Annotated in this window: 13 protein-coding genes and 1 rRNA gene; 3 read left to right on the top strand and 11 right to left on the bottom strand. The window is 32.3% G+C overall.

What is annotated here, in order from left to right:
• The 6 genes from Q0C22_RS04255 to Q0C22_RS04280 all read right to left on the bottom strand — a co-directional run.
• Positions 1-825 (bottom strand): 16S ribosomal RNA (locus Q0C22_RS04255); the annotation flags it as partial.
• A gap of 286 nt (positions 826-1111) precedes the next feature.
• Positions 1112-1498 carry a tRNA (N6-threonylcarbamoyladenosine(37)-N6)-methyltransferase TrmO gene (gene tsaA, locus Q0C22_RS04260; RefSeq protein WP_291491980.1) on the bottom strand — a complete coding sequence of 129 codons (387 nt, stop codon included), beginning with the start codon at positions 1496-1498 and terminating at the stop codon, positions 1112-1114.
• 7 nt (positions 1499-1505) lie between these two features.
• Positions 1506-1775 (bottom strand): EscU/YscU/HrcU family type III secretion system export apparatus switch protein, encoded by a 270-nt coding sequence (locus Q0C22_RS04265; RefSeq protein ID WP_291491993.1) that lies wholly within the window; start codon positions 1773-1775, stop codon positions 1506-1508.
• Complete coding sequence (locus tag Q0C22_RS04270) at positions 1756-3876, bottom strand: LPS-assembly protein LptD (RefSeq protein ID WP_291492001.1); 2121 nt, start codon at positions 3874-3876, stop codon at positions 1756-1758. Before Q0C22_RS04270 ends, Q0C22_RS04265 begins: the two co-directional genes overlap by 20 nt.
• Positions 3873-5462 (bottom strand): 1,4-alpha-glucan branching protein domain-containing protein, encoded by a 1590-nt coding sequence (locus Q0C22_RS04275; RefSeq protein WP_291492010.1) that lies wholly within the window; start codon positions 5460-5462, stop codon positions 3873-3875. Before Q0C22_RS04275 ends, Q0C22_RS04270 begins: the two co-directional genes overlap by 4 nt.
• Positions 5459-6013, bottom strand: a complete 555-nt coding sequence (locus tag Q0C22_RS04280) for a DUF4912 domain-containing protein (protein ID WP_291492018.1) — start codon at positions 6011-6013, stop codon at positions 5459-5461. The genes Q0C22_RS04275 and Q0C22_RS04280 overlap by 4 nt, the downstream gene beginning before the upstream one ends.
• A gap of 170 nt (positions 6014-6183) precedes the next feature.
• Here Q0C22_RS04280 and Q0C22_RS04285 point away from each other — a divergent pair, with 170 nt between their 5' ends.
• Complete coding sequence (locus Q0C22_RS04285; RefSeq protein ID WP_291492026.1) at positions 6184-7377, top strand: hypothetical protein; 1194 nt, start codon at positions 6184-6186, stop codon at positions 7375-7377.
• 4 nt (positions 7378-7381) lie between these two features.
• On the opposite strand, the gene Q0C22_RS04290 is transcribed toward Q0C22_RS04285, so the two are convergent.
• From Q0C22_RS04290 to Q0C22_RS04310, 5 genes are read right to left on the bottom strand one after another with little or no spacing between them, the layout of a single operon-like run.
• On the bottom strand, positions 7382-7843 hold the full coding sequence (locus Q0C22_RS04290; protein WP_291492031.1) for a DUF2284 domain-containing protein: 462 nt from the start codon (positions 7841-7843) through the stop codon (positions 7382-7384).
• Between the two features lie 2 nt (positions 7844-7845).
• Positions 7846-9519, bottom strand: a complete 1674-nt coding sequence (locus Q0C22_RS04295; RefSeq protein ID WP_291492040.1) for a glutamine--tRNA ligase/YqeY domain fusion protein — start codon at positions 9517-9519, stop codon at positions 7846-7848.
• Positions 9520-9563: 44 nt separating this feature from the next.
• The gene (locus Q0C22_RS04300; protein WP_291492049.1) at positions 9564-10718 is read right to left on the bottom strand and encodes a cation:proton antiporter; all 1155 of its coding nucleotides are present in this window, start codon (positions 10716-10718) and stop codon (positions 9564-9566) included.
• Positions 10715-12091 (bottom strand): TrkA family potassium uptake protein, encoded by a 1377-nt coding sequence (locus Q0C22_RS04305; RefSeq protein WP_291492068.1) that lies wholly within the window; start codon positions 12089-12091, stop codon positions 10715-10717. The genes Q0C22_RS04300 and Q0C22_RS04305 overlap by 4 nt, the downstream gene beginning before the upstream one ends.
• On the bottom strand, positions 12084-13241 hold the full coding sequence (locus tag Q0C22_RS04310) for an MFS transporter (RefSeq protein WP_291492096.1): 1158 nt from the start codon (positions 13239-13241) through the stop codon (positions 12084-12086). The genes Q0C22_RS04305 and Q0C22_RS04310 overlap by 8 nt, the downstream gene beginning before the upstream one ends.
• A gap of 77 nt (positions 13242-13318) precedes the next feature.
• On the opposite strand from Q0C22_RS04310, the gene Q0C22_RS04315 reads away from it, so the two are divergent.
• Positions 13319-14932 carry a GGDEF domain-containing protein gene (locus Q0C22_RS04315; protein ID WP_291492099.1) on the top strand — a complete coding sequence of 538 codons (1614 nt, stop codon included), beginning with the start codon at positions 13319-13321 and terminating at the stop codon, positions 14930-14932.
• Between the two features lie 8 nt (positions 14933-14940).
• The gene (gene kdsA, locus Q0C22_RS04320; RefSeq protein ID WP_291492107.1) at positions 14941-15756 is read left to right on the top strand and encodes a 3-deoxy-8-phosphooctulonate synthase; all 816 of its coding nucleotides are present in this window, start codon (positions 14941-14943) and stop codon (positions 15754-15756) included.
• Positions 15757-15856: the final 100 nt, after the last annotated feature.

Raw genomic sequence — 15856 nt, forward strand, 5'->3', positions numbered from 1 at the left:
AGGGCGTGGACTACCAGGGTATCTAATCCTGTTTGCTCCCCACGCTTTCGCGCCTAAGCGTCAGTTGCGTTCTAGCAAGCCGCTTTCGCCACTGGTGTTCTTCCTGATATCTACGGATTTCACCCCTTCACCAGGAATTCCGCTTGCTTTTCCCGAACTCGAGTTTTGCAGTATCTAAAGCAGCCCCTGGGTTAAGCCCAAGGATTTCACTTTAGACTTACAAAACCGCCTGCGCGCCCTTTACGCCCAGTGATTCCGAATAACGCTTGCACCCTACGTATTACCGCGGCTGCTGGCACGTAGTTAGCCGGTGCTTCCTTAGCAGGTACCATCAAACTGCAAAAGGTATTAGCTTTTGCAATCTTTTTCCCTGCTGACAGGAGTTTACAACCCGAAGGCCTTCATCCTCCACGCGGCGTTGCTGGGTCAGGATTTCTCCCATTGCCCAATATTCCCCACTGCTGCCTCCCGTAGGAGTCTGGGCCGTGTCTCAGTCCCAATGTGGCTGATCGTCCTCTCAGACCAGCTACCCGTCGTAGGCTTGGTAGGCCGTTACCCTACCAACTACCTGATAGGCCGCGGACCCATCCCAAAGCGAAAGCTTGCAAGCAGAGGCCTCCTTTTTTTATACCTCTTGTGAGGTATAAATGTATCCGGTATTAGCGCACCTTTCGGCACGTTATCCCAGACTTTGGGGCAGGTTATCCACGTGTTACTCACCCGTGCGCCACTTTACTCGAAGGTTGCCCTTCTTTCGCGTACGACTTGCATGTGTTAGGCACGCCGCCAGCGTTCATTCTGAGCCAGGATCAAACTCTCAGTAAAAATACTAAAAGTTGTTTATTTGCTCTTCATCTGGAACTTTTCAAAGAACTTGTCATAAGCGACAGTTTTGTAATATATTCTAAATTTGTGAGTTTGTCAAGAGGTGAGAAGGGAATTTAAACTTTTTTATTTTATTCTATTTTAATAGCATTTTCTTGGTATTTAGTTTTTTATTAGCCAAAAAAACAATCTAGAAACTTGCTTAAAAAAGATATATAATACCTTAAATTTTTCTTACAAAGGCTTGATTAACGATTTATTAGCTTTATATATTTAAAAAGTCAAACTAGTTTCTCTGAGCTTTTATATCCAAAATAGGAGTACCATATATCATATCGCAATTGTTAATTTTTATGTAATTTTGCCCAACTTCTAAAATTGGTACGGTCGATACACCTATATGATTTGGCCTTTTGGGCGAGTGCGTGGCAAAAACACCGTATTGCGCTTTATCTGGATTATTGTGGGGCGGCGTTGCTATCAAATTAAAATCATTGAACTTATGAAAGTAAAAAATTACCATAATATATTTAAACTCATCCAATCTAAAAAGCCCTTGCGCATACTCATCAAAAATATGTAATATAGCTTTTGTTTTTTCTTTTTGGCCTATTTTAAAATCTGATTCTACCCAACCAATCGGTTTTATTTGAATAACTAAATCTTCAAACATGGATACCTCACATTTTTTTTAATTTGTAAATAAAACTAAGTATTTTTGCAACTGCTTCGTACAATTCCTGTGGTATCTGACTATCAATGTTTAGTTTATAAAGCTCTTGCGCAAGAGCTGGCTCTTTCTTTATATAAACGTTGTGCTTTTTAGCTGTTTCTTCTATTATAAATGCAAGGTAGCCTTTTCCTTTTGCAACAACTTTGGGTGCTATGTCTTTTTCTTTAATATACTTAAGTGCTACAGCTTTTTTTGGCTCATCGTTTTTTAAAGACACCAATACCTCTCAAAGATAAAGTAATCCAGAAACCTACATTTTTATTTGCTATATACGTATTACCCACTTGCTGTGGAACTGCATTTTGGAAAACATCCAAACCAAAGCCCCAGCAATCACTTGTGTAATAAAAACCAGCCCTTTTTTGTGGAAAATAACTATCAAGTATATCTCTATTTAAACTGATGTAGGTATAAAGCCTCTTTATAGGATAGAAAAAGACAGAGTATGTAATACCATTGCTTGTGGTATTAAAATCCGGATCTTTAGCTGTAGTATAGCCAATAGAAAAACCAAATGTATTAAAATTAAAATTTAGGTTATCTGTTGTGTAGGTAAATGTGTGTTTTTGCCATTGGTAATAAGCCTGAGAAGAAAAATTAAAGAATGAAAATGGCGAAATGCGCGTTTCTTCATAAATTGGGCCATTTGAATAAACATATCTTGGAGACATATAGGTTTCTCTTGAATCTATAGGTTTTATTGGTGTATTTGCATAATTTGCAAATCTGTATTCTTGAGTAATTTTATTGTAAAAAATTTCTCTGTAATCAGCTTCGCCTTTGTCGTTTACTGTCCTTTTAATTATCGTATTTTCAAGCGTTAAATCAAGTGCACTTTTTTGGGGATATGTGTTTACAAAATCTGGAAATTCCTGTTTGACTTTTGGCACAAAAGTATAGCTAACTTCTGGTGCAATAATATGCTTATAGCTATTACCACTTGATAAATCGTATATTTTAAAAAATGATGTTCTAGCAGTTAAGCTAAGATTAGGCACAACGCTTGATTGCGAACCAGTTAAGCCATTTGAATAATTAGAAAAAAGGTAATGAATGCCAGCTTTTGGCAAGAAATTTATAAAACCTATCTTAAACGGATAAGAAAAACTTGGAGAAATATCCAGAACATTTCCTCTTAAACCATCTTGTCTGTAATTGTATGAATAAAGCGAAGAAATATCTAATGATAATTTTTTGTAAATATCTAAATTTGTTGCTCCCATAAATACTTCTGGCAGTTTTTGAAGAGTCTGAGAATTATTTGATGCTACAAGGTTCTGGTAGAAATAATTATTTATATCTAAAAAGTATGGTCCATTTTGCAAAGCATACATAAGCTTGCTTGAAGTATACCTGTTGCTTGTAAGCTGCATATTGTCATCATTTATAACACGCAAATTGTTCTTGTTGCTTAAATAATGAATATCTGCCTTGAGATCTCCATATTTTTTAAAATCTGCGTTTTGAGTGATATCAAGATTTAGTCTTGTACGCTTTATGTCGCCTGCTGGAGGTGTTGTGTCTTTAAACAATTCTATGTCCCATTGACCTTTTATATTATCTGTCCAATAATATCTGTACTGTGTATTTAAACCATAGCCAATTTTGCCATCGTATTGTGATGTAAATGTGGCATCTTGAGATTTATTAATTGCCCAATAATATGGTTGGTAATACTTAAAACCGTTTGTTTTAGAGTAACCAAAACTAGGAAACAAAAAGCCACTTTTTCTAACAAGAGGTTCTTCTATTGCAGGAAATACAAAAACAGGGACTTTGCCAATATTGAACCACAAAGGATAGCTAAAAACATAATTGTTTTTTACAATATAGGTATTTTTTGCATGTATTGACCATTCGGGTGCATATTTTGTATCAAAAGATAGACACTCTGGGCAATCGCAACCAGTAATTGTTGTATCACTTGCATAGTAGTGATTTTTATCATCCAAAATTATGCGCTTTGCTTTTATGTATAAATGATTTTTTGCAACAAAGCAAACCGCATTATCAGCAAAACCTTTAAAAGTATCAATATTTATGACAGCTTTTGGACCTTTTACCCAATCACCCTCATTATCATAAATTTGTACATTGCCATACAGTTGAACAACGCCATTTGTTTTATTGTAGATGGCTTCATCTGCTTTTAATACATGCTTATCTTTTTTAATTTCGCAGTTGCCTTTAGCTATATATGTAGTTATGGCTTCATCGTATGTAATATGATCTGCTTTTATGAACGTTGGTTCATCTTTTGCAGCAGACACTCTGCAAAGTATCAAAATACCAATCAAAACTAAAAAAAAATGCTTCAAAGTGCATAAACCTTAAATGAGATTTTTGGAAATATTTTGTCTCTAAATTCAACTATTTCCAAAAAGGTTTTATCTACAGCTTGTTTATTTAAAAAATCCAAAAGTACTTCAAAGCGTTTAAGGTGTAATTTAGTGCGCTTTATTGCGTAATCAACCATTGTGCCTGTTTTCATTATAAAAGCCCAATCTGAACTTTGCGCAAGGAGTAATTCGCGGGCCATCTGATTTAATAGACGTTTTATTTTTTTATCCTGAGTATTTTTATAAAGCGTTGCCTTTTCAACCATTTTTATGCCGGCTTCATATAAAGGCCTGTAAATCCACTCGTTTGAACCTTCGCACCATACATCTCCATAACCTTTATAACCCCAGCTTGACTCGCACAAATTACTCATCTGGTTTGTTGGAAACTCACGCAAGTAATCTTTTGCACTTCTAAACTCAACACCAAATTCTTTTACACTATGCGCTTGCCTAAAAATTTCTTCTAAAAAATTTATACCCTCCCACCACCAATGGCCAAAAAGCTCGCAATCAAACATAGCGTTTACTATAGGTTTTCTATCCATTATACTATTTAGGTATTCAAACTGCTTTTGTCTGTTAAACAAAAAGTTTGCAGCATGAATTTTGACTTTATTTTGAGCCCAAAAAGGATTGTATGGCTCTTTGCTTCCTAAATCTGCAAAGCTCGAGGTTATGCGGTAATATTTTAGACCAACAAAACGTCTTTGACCATCTAAATGTAAATAAGGCTTTATGTAGTCGTAATCTTCGTCAAAACCAATATCCCTATAAAATTCTCTATAATCGAAATCGCCCGGGTAGCCTTCTTTGGCACTCCAGACCTGCTTTGAAGATTCCGGATCTCTGGCAAAGCATGCAACCAGACTCGGTGTATACATTGGTGCATAAACACCATATTTTGGCATTTCATCTGCATACATAATACTGTGTGTTTCGCCAAAAAAATACTCAATATCGTTTTTTTGCAAAATTTCTTCAACACCTCTATAATATCCGCATTCAGCAAGCCAGATGCCACTTGGTTTAAAACCAAATGTTTGTTTAAAACTTTCAACGCCTACTTTGACCTGAGCCTCAACCAATTTTGGTAGTGCCTGCATAAAAGGCAAAAAACCATGTGTTGAATTGCATGTTATAAGCTCTAAATTTCCATTTTCATAAAATCTTTTAAAACCCTTTGTTAAGTCAAAATCATATTTTTCCAAAACCTGTTTATTTCTTTCTATCCAATTTTCATACATCAATATAGCATCATTAAAAGGCGTGTTGGCTTTTTTGTGTTTTTCTTTGCTAATAAGCTCTTTTAGCTTATATATCCTTTTTTCTAATTTTCCAATTAAATAACTATCTTTCATCATACTTGCAAGCGTCGGCGTAATACTCATTGTTAATTTAAACGGAATGTTATCATTGTGAAGTCTTTCAAACATAGATAGAAGTGGCATGTATGTTTCAAGGCATGCTTCATAAAACCAATCTTCTTCCAAAAAATCCTCAAACTCAGGATGTCTAACAAAAGGCAAATGTGCATGTAAAACTAAATTCAAATAACCACTCATTTTATTACTCCTTGAGATGTTTGAGCTGGCTCTTTAAAATTACCAAAGTAAAAATGTGTAATTTTTTCTGTTTTTACATTACTTTTTTCAAATTTATCAAAAACCTTTGTTGCCATTTTTATTGTTGTATTAGTAGAAATTGAATTATTTGGCATTCTAACAAAATTTGACTGCAAAAGCCTTACAAATTTATTTTCAGAAAAAACTCCAATTTGCAATACAAAATTTGCAGATGGTATAAGACCATTAATTCTATACCTTCCACAATAATTTCCTACATATATATCTTTATACCAATTAAACTTACCTTCAAAAAAATTATCTATATTTGTAACATCAAATAGCCTTATATAAAGTTTAGAATCATACTTTTTTTCGCATTCCCAAAATGTAAAAATATCTGTAGGGTTTACAGCAAAAGCAATAAATCTCATATTATCAAAGCATTCTCTTATAGCAGTATCCTCAACCTGTTGCCAATATGTACCACTATAGTATTTAATACTTTCTACGTATTCTTGTTCATTTAATTGAATATTTAAACCATTCATTGTTACCCTCCTATTTAGCTTTAACATACTAAAATTTAATTAAACTGTCAAATAAATACAGTTTGCTATCAAATTTCTAAATATGTTAGAACCCTTATAAAAATTGCTTCATAAAAAACTTGACTTTATAAAAATTTCTTTTAATCTTAGAGGTTGATTGGGAGGTTGTAATGAAAGCAGAAAAAAGAAAAAAAAGTAAATTACCAGTTTTGATTACAATTTTAATAATTTTAGCGCTGATACAAATACTAAGACCTGTTGGTAAACCAAAATTAAAACTCAATGTAGATACAAATCAAACAATTGGTGGTTCTCTTCAAATAAACTGGCCACAAAACGCTCAATGCGCAATAGCTATACAAAACGAAGGCTTTATACAAAAAACTCAAGATCAGTCACCGCTTCCAACAGCAAGTGTAGCAAAAATAATGACAGCATACATCATTCTTAAAGATCATCCGCTCCAATTTGGCCAAAATGGAGAGGCGTTAACCATAACAAAACGCGATGTTGAAGAATACTTAAAAGATAAAGCCGATGGTCAATCCGTTGTAAAAGTCGAAGCTGGTGAAAAATTAAACGAAAGACAAATGCTAGAAGCTTTGCTTTTGCCATCTGCAAATAATATTGCAACTCTGCTTGCAAGGTGGGATGCAGGAAGCGTTGAAAATTTTGTATTAAAAATGAATCAAACAGCAAAAGAACTTGGCATGACAAATACGCATTATGATGATCCAGCTGGCATTAGTCTAAAGACTCAAAGCAGCGCCTATGACCAGGTTTTGCTGGCACAAAAAGCATTTGAACTGCACACTTTTAGGACAATCGTTGGTATGGCTCAAGCTACTTTACCAGTTTGCGGTACAGTGTACAATGTAAACTATGTCCTTGGCAAAGACGGCATAGTGGGTATAAAAACAGGCTCAATGCCACAAATTGGAGCCAATTTTGTTTTTGCTGCTAATCATTTTGTTGGCTACAAAAAAGCAACTATTATTGGTGCAATATTTGGTGCAAGCGGCAAAGAACCTCTAATGACAGCTTTAAATGGCGCAATAAATGCTTTAGATAGCCTAAAACCCTACCTTGACTTAAAAGAAATTGTAAAGAAAAATCAGTTAGTTGCTACATTGGTTTATCCAAACGGTTTTAAAACAAATTTAATTGCAAAAGATTCTCTTTCATCAATTGTCTGGCCTTCAAAAAATATACATTTACAGATAATGCTGGACAAAGAGCTAAAATTGCCAATTAGCAAAGGTCAAATAGTTGGTAATCTAATTTATGGGGATAAAAAAATACCACTTGTTGCTCAAAGCAGTATAAACAAACCAACACTAATACAGAAACTGACAAGACTATAACAATTTAATCAATCAAAACTAAACCGTACAAAACGCTTTCTGTAAAATCAATTTTTACTAGAGAATCTAACTGTATGCCAACAGCATCCAGTGAATAACGTACATTTGATGGCTTCTGGCAAACTTTTGTTGTTTCATACGAGCATACAGGACACAAATTGCAATTGCCGGGGAACAATGCGTATGCATAAAATTTATTTTGGGAAAAAAAATACTTTTCTTTTTCAAGTAACATTTTAATCATTTCTCTTTTTTCGTGTTCAAACATTGTATTGTCAATATAGCATTTAATAAAGAGTGCCTTTTTGTAGCTTGATATCCATTTGACAGACAAAAAATAATCTGGTGAATTTGGCGGACATGAAGGATTTTTATTATATTGTGGACAATTTGTACATTTTATAATACTTTTTGGTGAAATTTTAATTTTACTTATTTTAACAAATTTTTCGAAAATAATATGCATTTTTAAGATTTTTTTAGAATTTTTGAATAGCTATCTTTTAAGTCAACAGTTTTATTAAATATTAAATGGTTTTTTGTTGAATCCGGGTCTTTGCAAAAATAACCAAGCCTTAAAAATTGAAAATTTTCAAAATCTTTTGCTTCAAGTAAAGATTTTTCTGCCTTTGCAAACTTTATTACCAGTGAATTTGGGTTCAAATACGTTGTAAAATCTGTTTCTTCTTCTGTTTCCTGGGGATTTTCTTTTACAAACAACTTATCGTATATTCTAAGCTCAACATCTATGCAATCTTTTGCGTTTACCCAATGAATTGTACCCTTAACCTTTCTTGCATCATCACTCCAGCCACCTTTGGAATTTGGATCATAAGTACATCTAACTATTACTACATTACCATTTTCATCTGTTTCGTAACCAGTGCAAACTACATAGTATGCAAATACAAGCCTGACCTCTTGACCAACTTTAAGCCTGTAGAATCCTTTTGGTGGATCTATAGCAAAGTCTTTTCTTTCAATAAATAGTTCTTTACTAAAAGAAACTAGCCTTTTACCATAAGATTCATCTTCTGGATTATTAACTGCCTCAAGATACTCTGTCTTATCATCTGGATAATTTTCGATTATAAGCTTAATTGGGTCTTCAACAACCATAGCGCGCTTTGCTTTCTTGTTCAAATCCTGCCTTGCGCAGTGTTCAAGTAGTGCATAATCAATAATAGCATTGCTTTTTGTAACGCCTATTGTTTTTATAAAATCTACGATAGAATCCTTTGTAAATCCACGTCTTTTTAAACCTTTAATTGTAGGCATTCTAGGATCATCCCACCCATTTACATAACCATTTTCAACGAGATGCAAAAGTTTTCGCTTGCTCAATACTGTATATGTTAAATTTAGCCTTGCAAATTCAATTTGTCTTGGATGAAAAACACCAAGCTCATCTAAAAACCAATCATATAGAATTCTGTGATCTTCAAATTCAAGTGTACAAAGCGAATGCGTAACTTTTTCTATAGAATCTTCCAAACCATGCGCCCAATCGTATGTAGGATAAATACACCACTTATCTTTTGTTCTGTGATGAGGCGTTTTGATTATTCGATACATAACCGGATCTCGCATATTTAAATTGGGGTGAGACATATCAATTTTTGCCCTTAATACGCACTCACCTTCTTTAAATTCTCCATTTTTCATCTTTTCAAATAAATCTAAATTTTCTTCAATGCTTCTATTTCTGTAGGGGCTATCGATACCTGGCTGTGTCAATGTGCCTCTGTTTTGCCTGATTTCTTCAGTGCTTTGATTGCAAACATAGGCTTTGCCTTTCATAATGAGTTTTTTGGCAAGCTCATACATTTCATCAAAGTAATCTGAAGCATAATAAACTTTATCACCAAAGTCATAACCAAGCCATTTAACATCGTCTATTATAGCGTTTATATAATCAATATTTTCTTTTGTTGGATTCGTATCATCAAACCGCAAATTACATTTGCCACCAAATTTTTTGGCTATTTCAAAATTAATGACGATAGCTTTGGCATGCCCTATATGCAAATAACCATTTGGTTCTGGAGGAAAACGCGTTTGAACATAATTAAACCTGCCATCCTGCAAGTCCTTTATAATAATTTCTTCTATAAAATTTGAAGCTTCAAATGACTTATCCATACAAATGATTATTTTACAAAATTTAGGCGCAGAAATCAACACAATTAGCGCAAATGTATTGATTTAAATACATTTGAGTATATAAAACTTGTTAGCATTGCACTTAACACTAGCATGCTAGCGCCTTTTGCATCCAAAATACCAAAACTTTTACCAAATTGCGATACGGCAACAAGCAAAGTCAAAGGGAAAGAAATACCAATTGGTGCTATAAAAACTTCTTTCAATTTAAAATCAGAAAACAGCAAAACAAAACTGGACATGTATCTTACCAAAACTATCACAATTGCAACCAAACACGCTTCTTTTATCATATTTAAACTCATCATTGCACTTAAGTCAAAAGACAAGCCTACATGAATAAAAAAAATAGGAACCAAAAAGCCATTACCAATTATGCCAAAACTTGTTTTGATATTTTCATTTTCCTGTAACGATAAAGATAGAATAAAACCACTTATAAAAGCGCCAAGGATTGGTTCTATGCCTAATATATCTGATAAAAATACAAAAACTATAAGATTTAAAAAATTTGTTCTGATGCCAGTTTCTGTAGTGTTGCCAGTTTTTAGAAAAATTTCGCTCAAATGAGGAAACCACCACAAAAAAAGCCTAAGAAGCCTTAAAAACAAAATAGAAAGTATCACAAATACAGCAAGCTGTGTTAGTTTTATTAAAGATTCCAAACTAAAGCCAAACTTAAAATAAAGGTTAAAAATTATTATAGCAAATAGACTCATAATTTCACCGATACTGCCAAGTATCAGTATCTTTAAACCAAACGGCTTGTTAATCATATTATGCTCTTTTAAAACAGGATACAACAAACCAATAGAAGTAACACTAAATGCCAGTGCATAAATTGCAGGTTTATTTATTTGCTTTACAATAAAAAAAGCAAAACCGATAACTACAAAAAAATACAAAACAAATGCAAATGCATCTTTTTTTGTAACATTCCTAAGCGTTCTTATATCAAGCTCAAGCCCAGCCATATACATGAGCACAATAAAGCCAAACAATGATAAAAATTTTACAATAGCAGAATCATGCCAGTTAATAGGAAAAATATTTTTAATTAAAATTCCATAAAGTATCTCGCCAACAGCAAAAGGTATGTTTATTTTTTTTGATATGAAAGGCATTATAAACATTCCAAATATTATAAGTAACAGTCTTAAAACATCCAGATCGCTCATAATGGCACTGCTAAAGCGCTATTTTTTATTTTTTTTACAATTAAATAAGCTATATGAGGCTTTAAAAAAGATATTTTTGAATTTTTTTTATAATTTAGCACCACAAGATGATTTGGGAAATGCTTTGTAAACTCAATTGTTCCCACAACAGGATTTTTAACCTGCGTTTTAAAATTTATCTTTGTTTTATACACACTTTCAAAATCACGAACTAAAGCGGCAGCTTTCCTAATCTGGATTTTTTCGCTCAATGTAGACAGGCTATCTGGCATAACATTTAACAGTACTCTATACTCAACATTGAATATTTTTGACAATTCAATTGTGGTCTCAAGAACACCAAGCATATCAAAAGAATTCATTACAGCTATTATACCTTTGTAAGGATATGTACCTTTTGCTATTAAAAATGGCTTTGTGCAATTTTTAAAAATGGATTTTAACTTTAAATTTAAAAAATCACCAAATTCTGGGAATATATATAAACCTACATCTTCTTTTAAGGTAAAAATATCTTTCAATTTATCTACAATTGTATCTGGCGTGCTAAGCTTTGGGTGATTTAACCTATCTGATAAAGGAAACTTGTATGAAACAAGCGTAAATTTAGCCGATAAATTTTCTGATAAATACATTGTTTCATTGATTATGCTTTTTTGGCTGTTTTCTAAAGCTATACACTCCTGTCCATACTGCAGGGGAAACTGAGGTATGCCTTTTAGTAAAATATTTGAAATATTTTCAAGTGTTCTTGGGTTTCCTACAAGTATAACCTTATCGTTTATCTTAATAACAGAATCGCCATTTGGTATAATTAACTGATCGTCTCTATAGATTGCAGCTACATGCCAGCTTTTTGCTTTTAGTTTGCTTAATTTTTTGTCAGTTATGTGAGATTTTGACAAAACGCTAACTTCTATGATCTCAGACTGCCCAAGACCTATATTTATAGCTTTCGAATAATTTCTTTGCAACCTTCCAATAACAGCCTCAATAGCCATATCGATGGGTTTTATTATTTTAGCATTGTATTGTTTAAACTCTTCCTGACGATCCTCACTGTATGATAAAACTATAATTGGTTTATCTGAGTGAAAATTTAGCCTTATTATGCGACAAACCTCAAGGTTAATATCGCTATCTGTAAATGTTGTAATAACTGCAACAAGATTTTTTAAATCCAGCTTTTTCCATGTAAGAATACTGCTTGCATCCGCATGCAAAAAGACGCAATTTTCAAATTGTGGTTTTAGTGAGTTGATTTTTATTGGATCTATGTCAATTGCAACTACAGGATATAAATTTGATACAGCTTCAAGTAGTTTTACTTCAAAATATCCAAGACCACATAAAATTACAAAAGGCTTATCCATAAATCTTAACCGGTTTTGGCTTCTTTATTAAAATTGAACAAATAATGGCAAAAACAGGCAATGCTTCAATAATATAAAAAACTGCACTTAATCCAAAATGATCACTAACAACACCAAATAAACTAACACCAATACCACCTGTGCCAATAGCAAAGCCTGCTGCTATACCAGAAGCAAGTGCTTTTTTATGTGGCAAAAATTCTTGAGCAAGCACTACAGTTACAGAAAATGTAGATACCAAAACAAATCCTACCAAAAATGCAAAAATAAATAGTGCAATTTCATTTTTTACATTATTAAAAATTATATTTAAAACAAACGTCATGATCATAGTTACAAGTAAAGCATTTTTTGTACCAATTCTATCTGCTAGCATACCACCAAATATTGTGCCCACAGCACCGCCAGAAAGCAAGCAAAACAACAATATTGAAACAAATGAAGGCTGATCTTTTAAATACATTGCATATTTAAATGGCAAATATGACATTAAACCAAAATAAATCCATGTTCTAAACATTATGTATAAGATAAGCAAAAACAAACTTAATCTGTCTATGCTAAATTCAAGTGGCAAATTTATACTTTTTTTGTGTGTTTTTTTTGTTTTTTTACTAAGAAGCAGAATCTGTATCAACAAAATTATGGGCAAACTTATTACTAAAACACCAAGTGTACCTTTCATATCAAACTTATATATTAAAAAGTACATTAAAGGCGGACCTATGGCAAAACCAATATTGCCACCCAAAGAAAATATGCTCATACCGGTTGCTTTTTTATCACCTGTATAGTTGCTTGCTTCATTAAAAGCCATTGGGTGAAATGCGCTGACTCCAAGCCCGCTTAGCGCAACAAGCAAAAGCAACAAATAAAAATTGCTGGTTAAACCAGAAAACCCAACGCCTACGCTTGCAAGTAAAATACCCAAAACTATCAGGTATCTCATGTTTTTTTTATCGCCTATATATCCAAAATATACCTGTATAACAGAGGAAAAAACGTTTGTAACAAGCAAAATAATACCTGTTTGTGCATAATTTAAGGCAAACTCTTTTTTAAAAAAAGGTAGCATAGCAGGTACAGCGCTTTGATTAATATCAGTTACAATATGTCCAATAGATAACAAAATCAAAGCAAACCAATTCACATAATAATTATAACAGATTTTTAAAAAAATGCTAATCTATTCTTGTTAATTAATTAATTTATGGTATAATTTTAACAATGAAGAGGCTATTTGCCAAAATAAACTATTATATAAAATACAAGCTTTTATTCTGGTTTGTAGTTTTGATTTTTTTAATTGGTGTAAGTGGATATCTGGTATTTTTTGCATTAAGCTTTGGCTATTTTGATCTACAAAAAAACTATGTAAAAAGTCAAATAATTGCCCAGGAAAAACAGGTATTAAATTCACAGCTTTTATACATAAAAAGCGAAATTTACAAAAACACAAACCAAAACCCACAACAAATAATAAGTTATCTAAAACAACTAAAACTCAACAAAAATTACCACTTTTACATAAAATACAAAAACCGCATCTTTAATCTAAACAGTACACCTGAAGGATCTACAATAAAACAGTCAATTAATATATCACCTGATATTCAACTAATAGGTACTGTTAAAAAAGACTATATTAATAAAGTTCTCAATCATAACCTATCTTATGTGAAGCAGCTGTTTTATAAATTTCTCATTAAAAGTTTCTTAATTGGTCTTGTTGTTTTTATTGTATCTTTTGTAATTTTTTACAATATTTTATCAAAATTTGATAAAAAGATTAAATTGCTTAAAAAACTATCAGAAGAATTTAAAGAACTAGCCAACCCTGCTTTTAAAATTCCCTGTTCAAGCGACGAAGTAAGCTGCATTATAAATAATTTTTTAGATTACTCAAACAGCATAGTTAAAATTCAAAAAATCAAAAATGCACTTACACAATTCGAAGACATAAATCAAATGTATGAAACTTTTAGAAAACTACTAAAACAAGAGTACAATCTTTTGGATGTTAATATATTTATTGTAGAAAATAACTCAATTAAAAAAACTTATGCTGATAAAATATACTGCGAAAATTGCAACGTTGCTCGTAATGATATATCAAAGTGCAAATGTTTTCAATCCATAAAGAGCGGCTTGCAAAATAAAATACACTCAGAATGCTCAAAAGATTACTACATAATCTGTTTACCATTGTTTGATAAATTCTACAATAACAATACAACTGTAATTGTTCAACTAATAGATAAAAAACCTATAAGCAACCAGAATGCAATTAAAAAACTATTTGAACAGGTAAGGGATGTAATAGGCTATACCCTAACAATAAACATTTTTAAAAACCAAACATACAAAGATCCTCTAACAAATGCATATAACAGGCTATTTCTGGATGAATACCTATCCCTGTTATTCAACGAAGCACAAAAAAACAATATAAATTTTGCATGTTTGTTTATTGATATAGACAACTTCAAATCAGTTAATGACACATACGGACACAAAACAGGTGATCAATTTTTAAAAGAAATAACAAAAATCATAAATAAAAACTTAAGAGAAAATGATGTATGTGTAAGATACGGTGGAGAAGAATTCATTGTAATATTGAAAAATGTGCCAAAAAATGTTGCTATAAATATTGCAAATCGCATAAAAAACAGTGTAGAAGCTTTTAATTTAAATGGTATAAAAAGGACTGTAAGCATAGGAATATCTTTTTGGCCTGATAGTTGCAAAAATTTTGCAGATTGTATAAAAAATGCTGATTATGCAATGTATCAAGCAAAAAAAAGAGGCAAAAACGCAGTCGTTGAATTTGAAACTTAAACATTTATTTGCTATATACTAAACAGGAGGAAAAAATGGATAAATTTTTAATAGCAGGTCCCTGCGTTATAGAATCTGAAGAAATTGTATTAAAAATTGCCCAAAGGCTAAAACATATCAGTGAAAAATTTAATATAGAAATAATTTTTAAAGCTTCGTTTGATAAAGCAAATCGCTCAAGTATTGATTCTTACAGAGGCGTTGGTATTTTTAAAGGTATGGAAATTTTGGCAAAAGTTAAGAACAATTTTAATATGAGACTTACAACCGATATACACTTGCCTAACCAGGCAGATATTGTTAAAGATACAGTTGATGTTATACAAATACCAGCTTTTTTATGCAGACAAACAGATCTTCTTGTTGCAGCTGCAAAAACCGGTAAAATCGTAAATATAAAAAAAGGACAATTCATGGCACCCTGGGATATGAAGTACGCAATTGAGAAAGTTAAATTTTCTGGCAATAACAATGTATGGTTGACAGAAAGAGGATCAAGTTTTGGATATAATAACTTAGTGGTTGATTTTAGAGGTATGCTTATAATGAAAGAACTTGGTGTACCTGTAATTTACGATGCTACACACTCAATGCAACTACCAGGTGGAGCAAAAAGCAGTCTTGGTACACCACAATATGCACCATTTCTAGCAAAAGCAGCAGCAAGCATTAATGTTGATGGTTTATTTTTTGAAACGCATATAAACCCAAAAGAAGCGCTTTCTGATGCTTCAAACATGCTAAGTCTGGATGAATTTGAACATGCCATACCAGAAATACTAGAACACTGGTATATATCAAAAAAATATGAAACTTATTTATAGTTATATCGCAAAGCGGTTTATAAAGATTTTCTTGCTGGTTTTTGTTATAGCTCTTAGTCTGTTTTATGTGATAGACTTCTTTAATAATCTTTCCACGTTA

Source organism: Desulfurella sp., assembly GCF_023256235.1.
In the GTDB taxonomy this organism is placed as follows: Bacteria; Campylobacterota_A; Desulfurellia; order Desulfurellales; family Desulfurellaceae; genus Desulfurella.

Coding starts and splice junctions, on each gene's coding strand:
- tsaA (WP_291491980.1), bottom strand. CDS start 1,498: ATGTTTGAAGATTTAGTTATTCAAATAAAACCGATTGGTTGGGTAGAA.
- Q0C22_RS04275 (WP_291492010.1), bottom strand. CDS start 5,462: ATGAGTGGTTATTTGAATTTAGTTTTACATGCACATTTGCCTTTTGTT.
- Q0C22_RS04280 (WP_291492018.1), bottom strand. CDS start 6,013: ATGAATGGTTTAAATATTCAATTAAATGAACAAGAATACGTAGAAAGT.
- Q0C22_RS04285 (WP_291492026.1), top strand. CDS start 6,184: ATGAAAGCAGAAAAAAGAAAAAAAAGTAAATTACCAGTTTTGATTACA.
- Q0C22_RS04290 (WP_291492031.1), bottom strand. CDS start 7,843: ATGCATATTATTTTCGAAAAATTTGTTAAAATAAGTAAAATTAAAATT.
- Q0C22_RS04295 (WP_291492040.1), bottom strand. CDS start 9,519: ATGGATAAGTCATTTGAAGCTTCAAATTTTATAGAAGAAATTATTATA.
- Q0C22_RS04300 (WP_291492049.1), bottom strand. CDS start 10,718: ATGAGCGATCTGGATGTTTTAAGACTGTTACTTATAATATTTGGAATG.
- Q0C22_RS04305 (WP_291492068.1), bottom strand. CDS start 12,091: ATGGATAAGCCTTTTGTAATTTTATGTGGTCTTGGATATTTTGAAGTA.
- Q0C22_RS04315 (WP_291492099.1), top strand. CDS start 13,319: ATGAAGAGGCTATTTGCCAAAATAAACTATTATATAAAATACAAGCTT.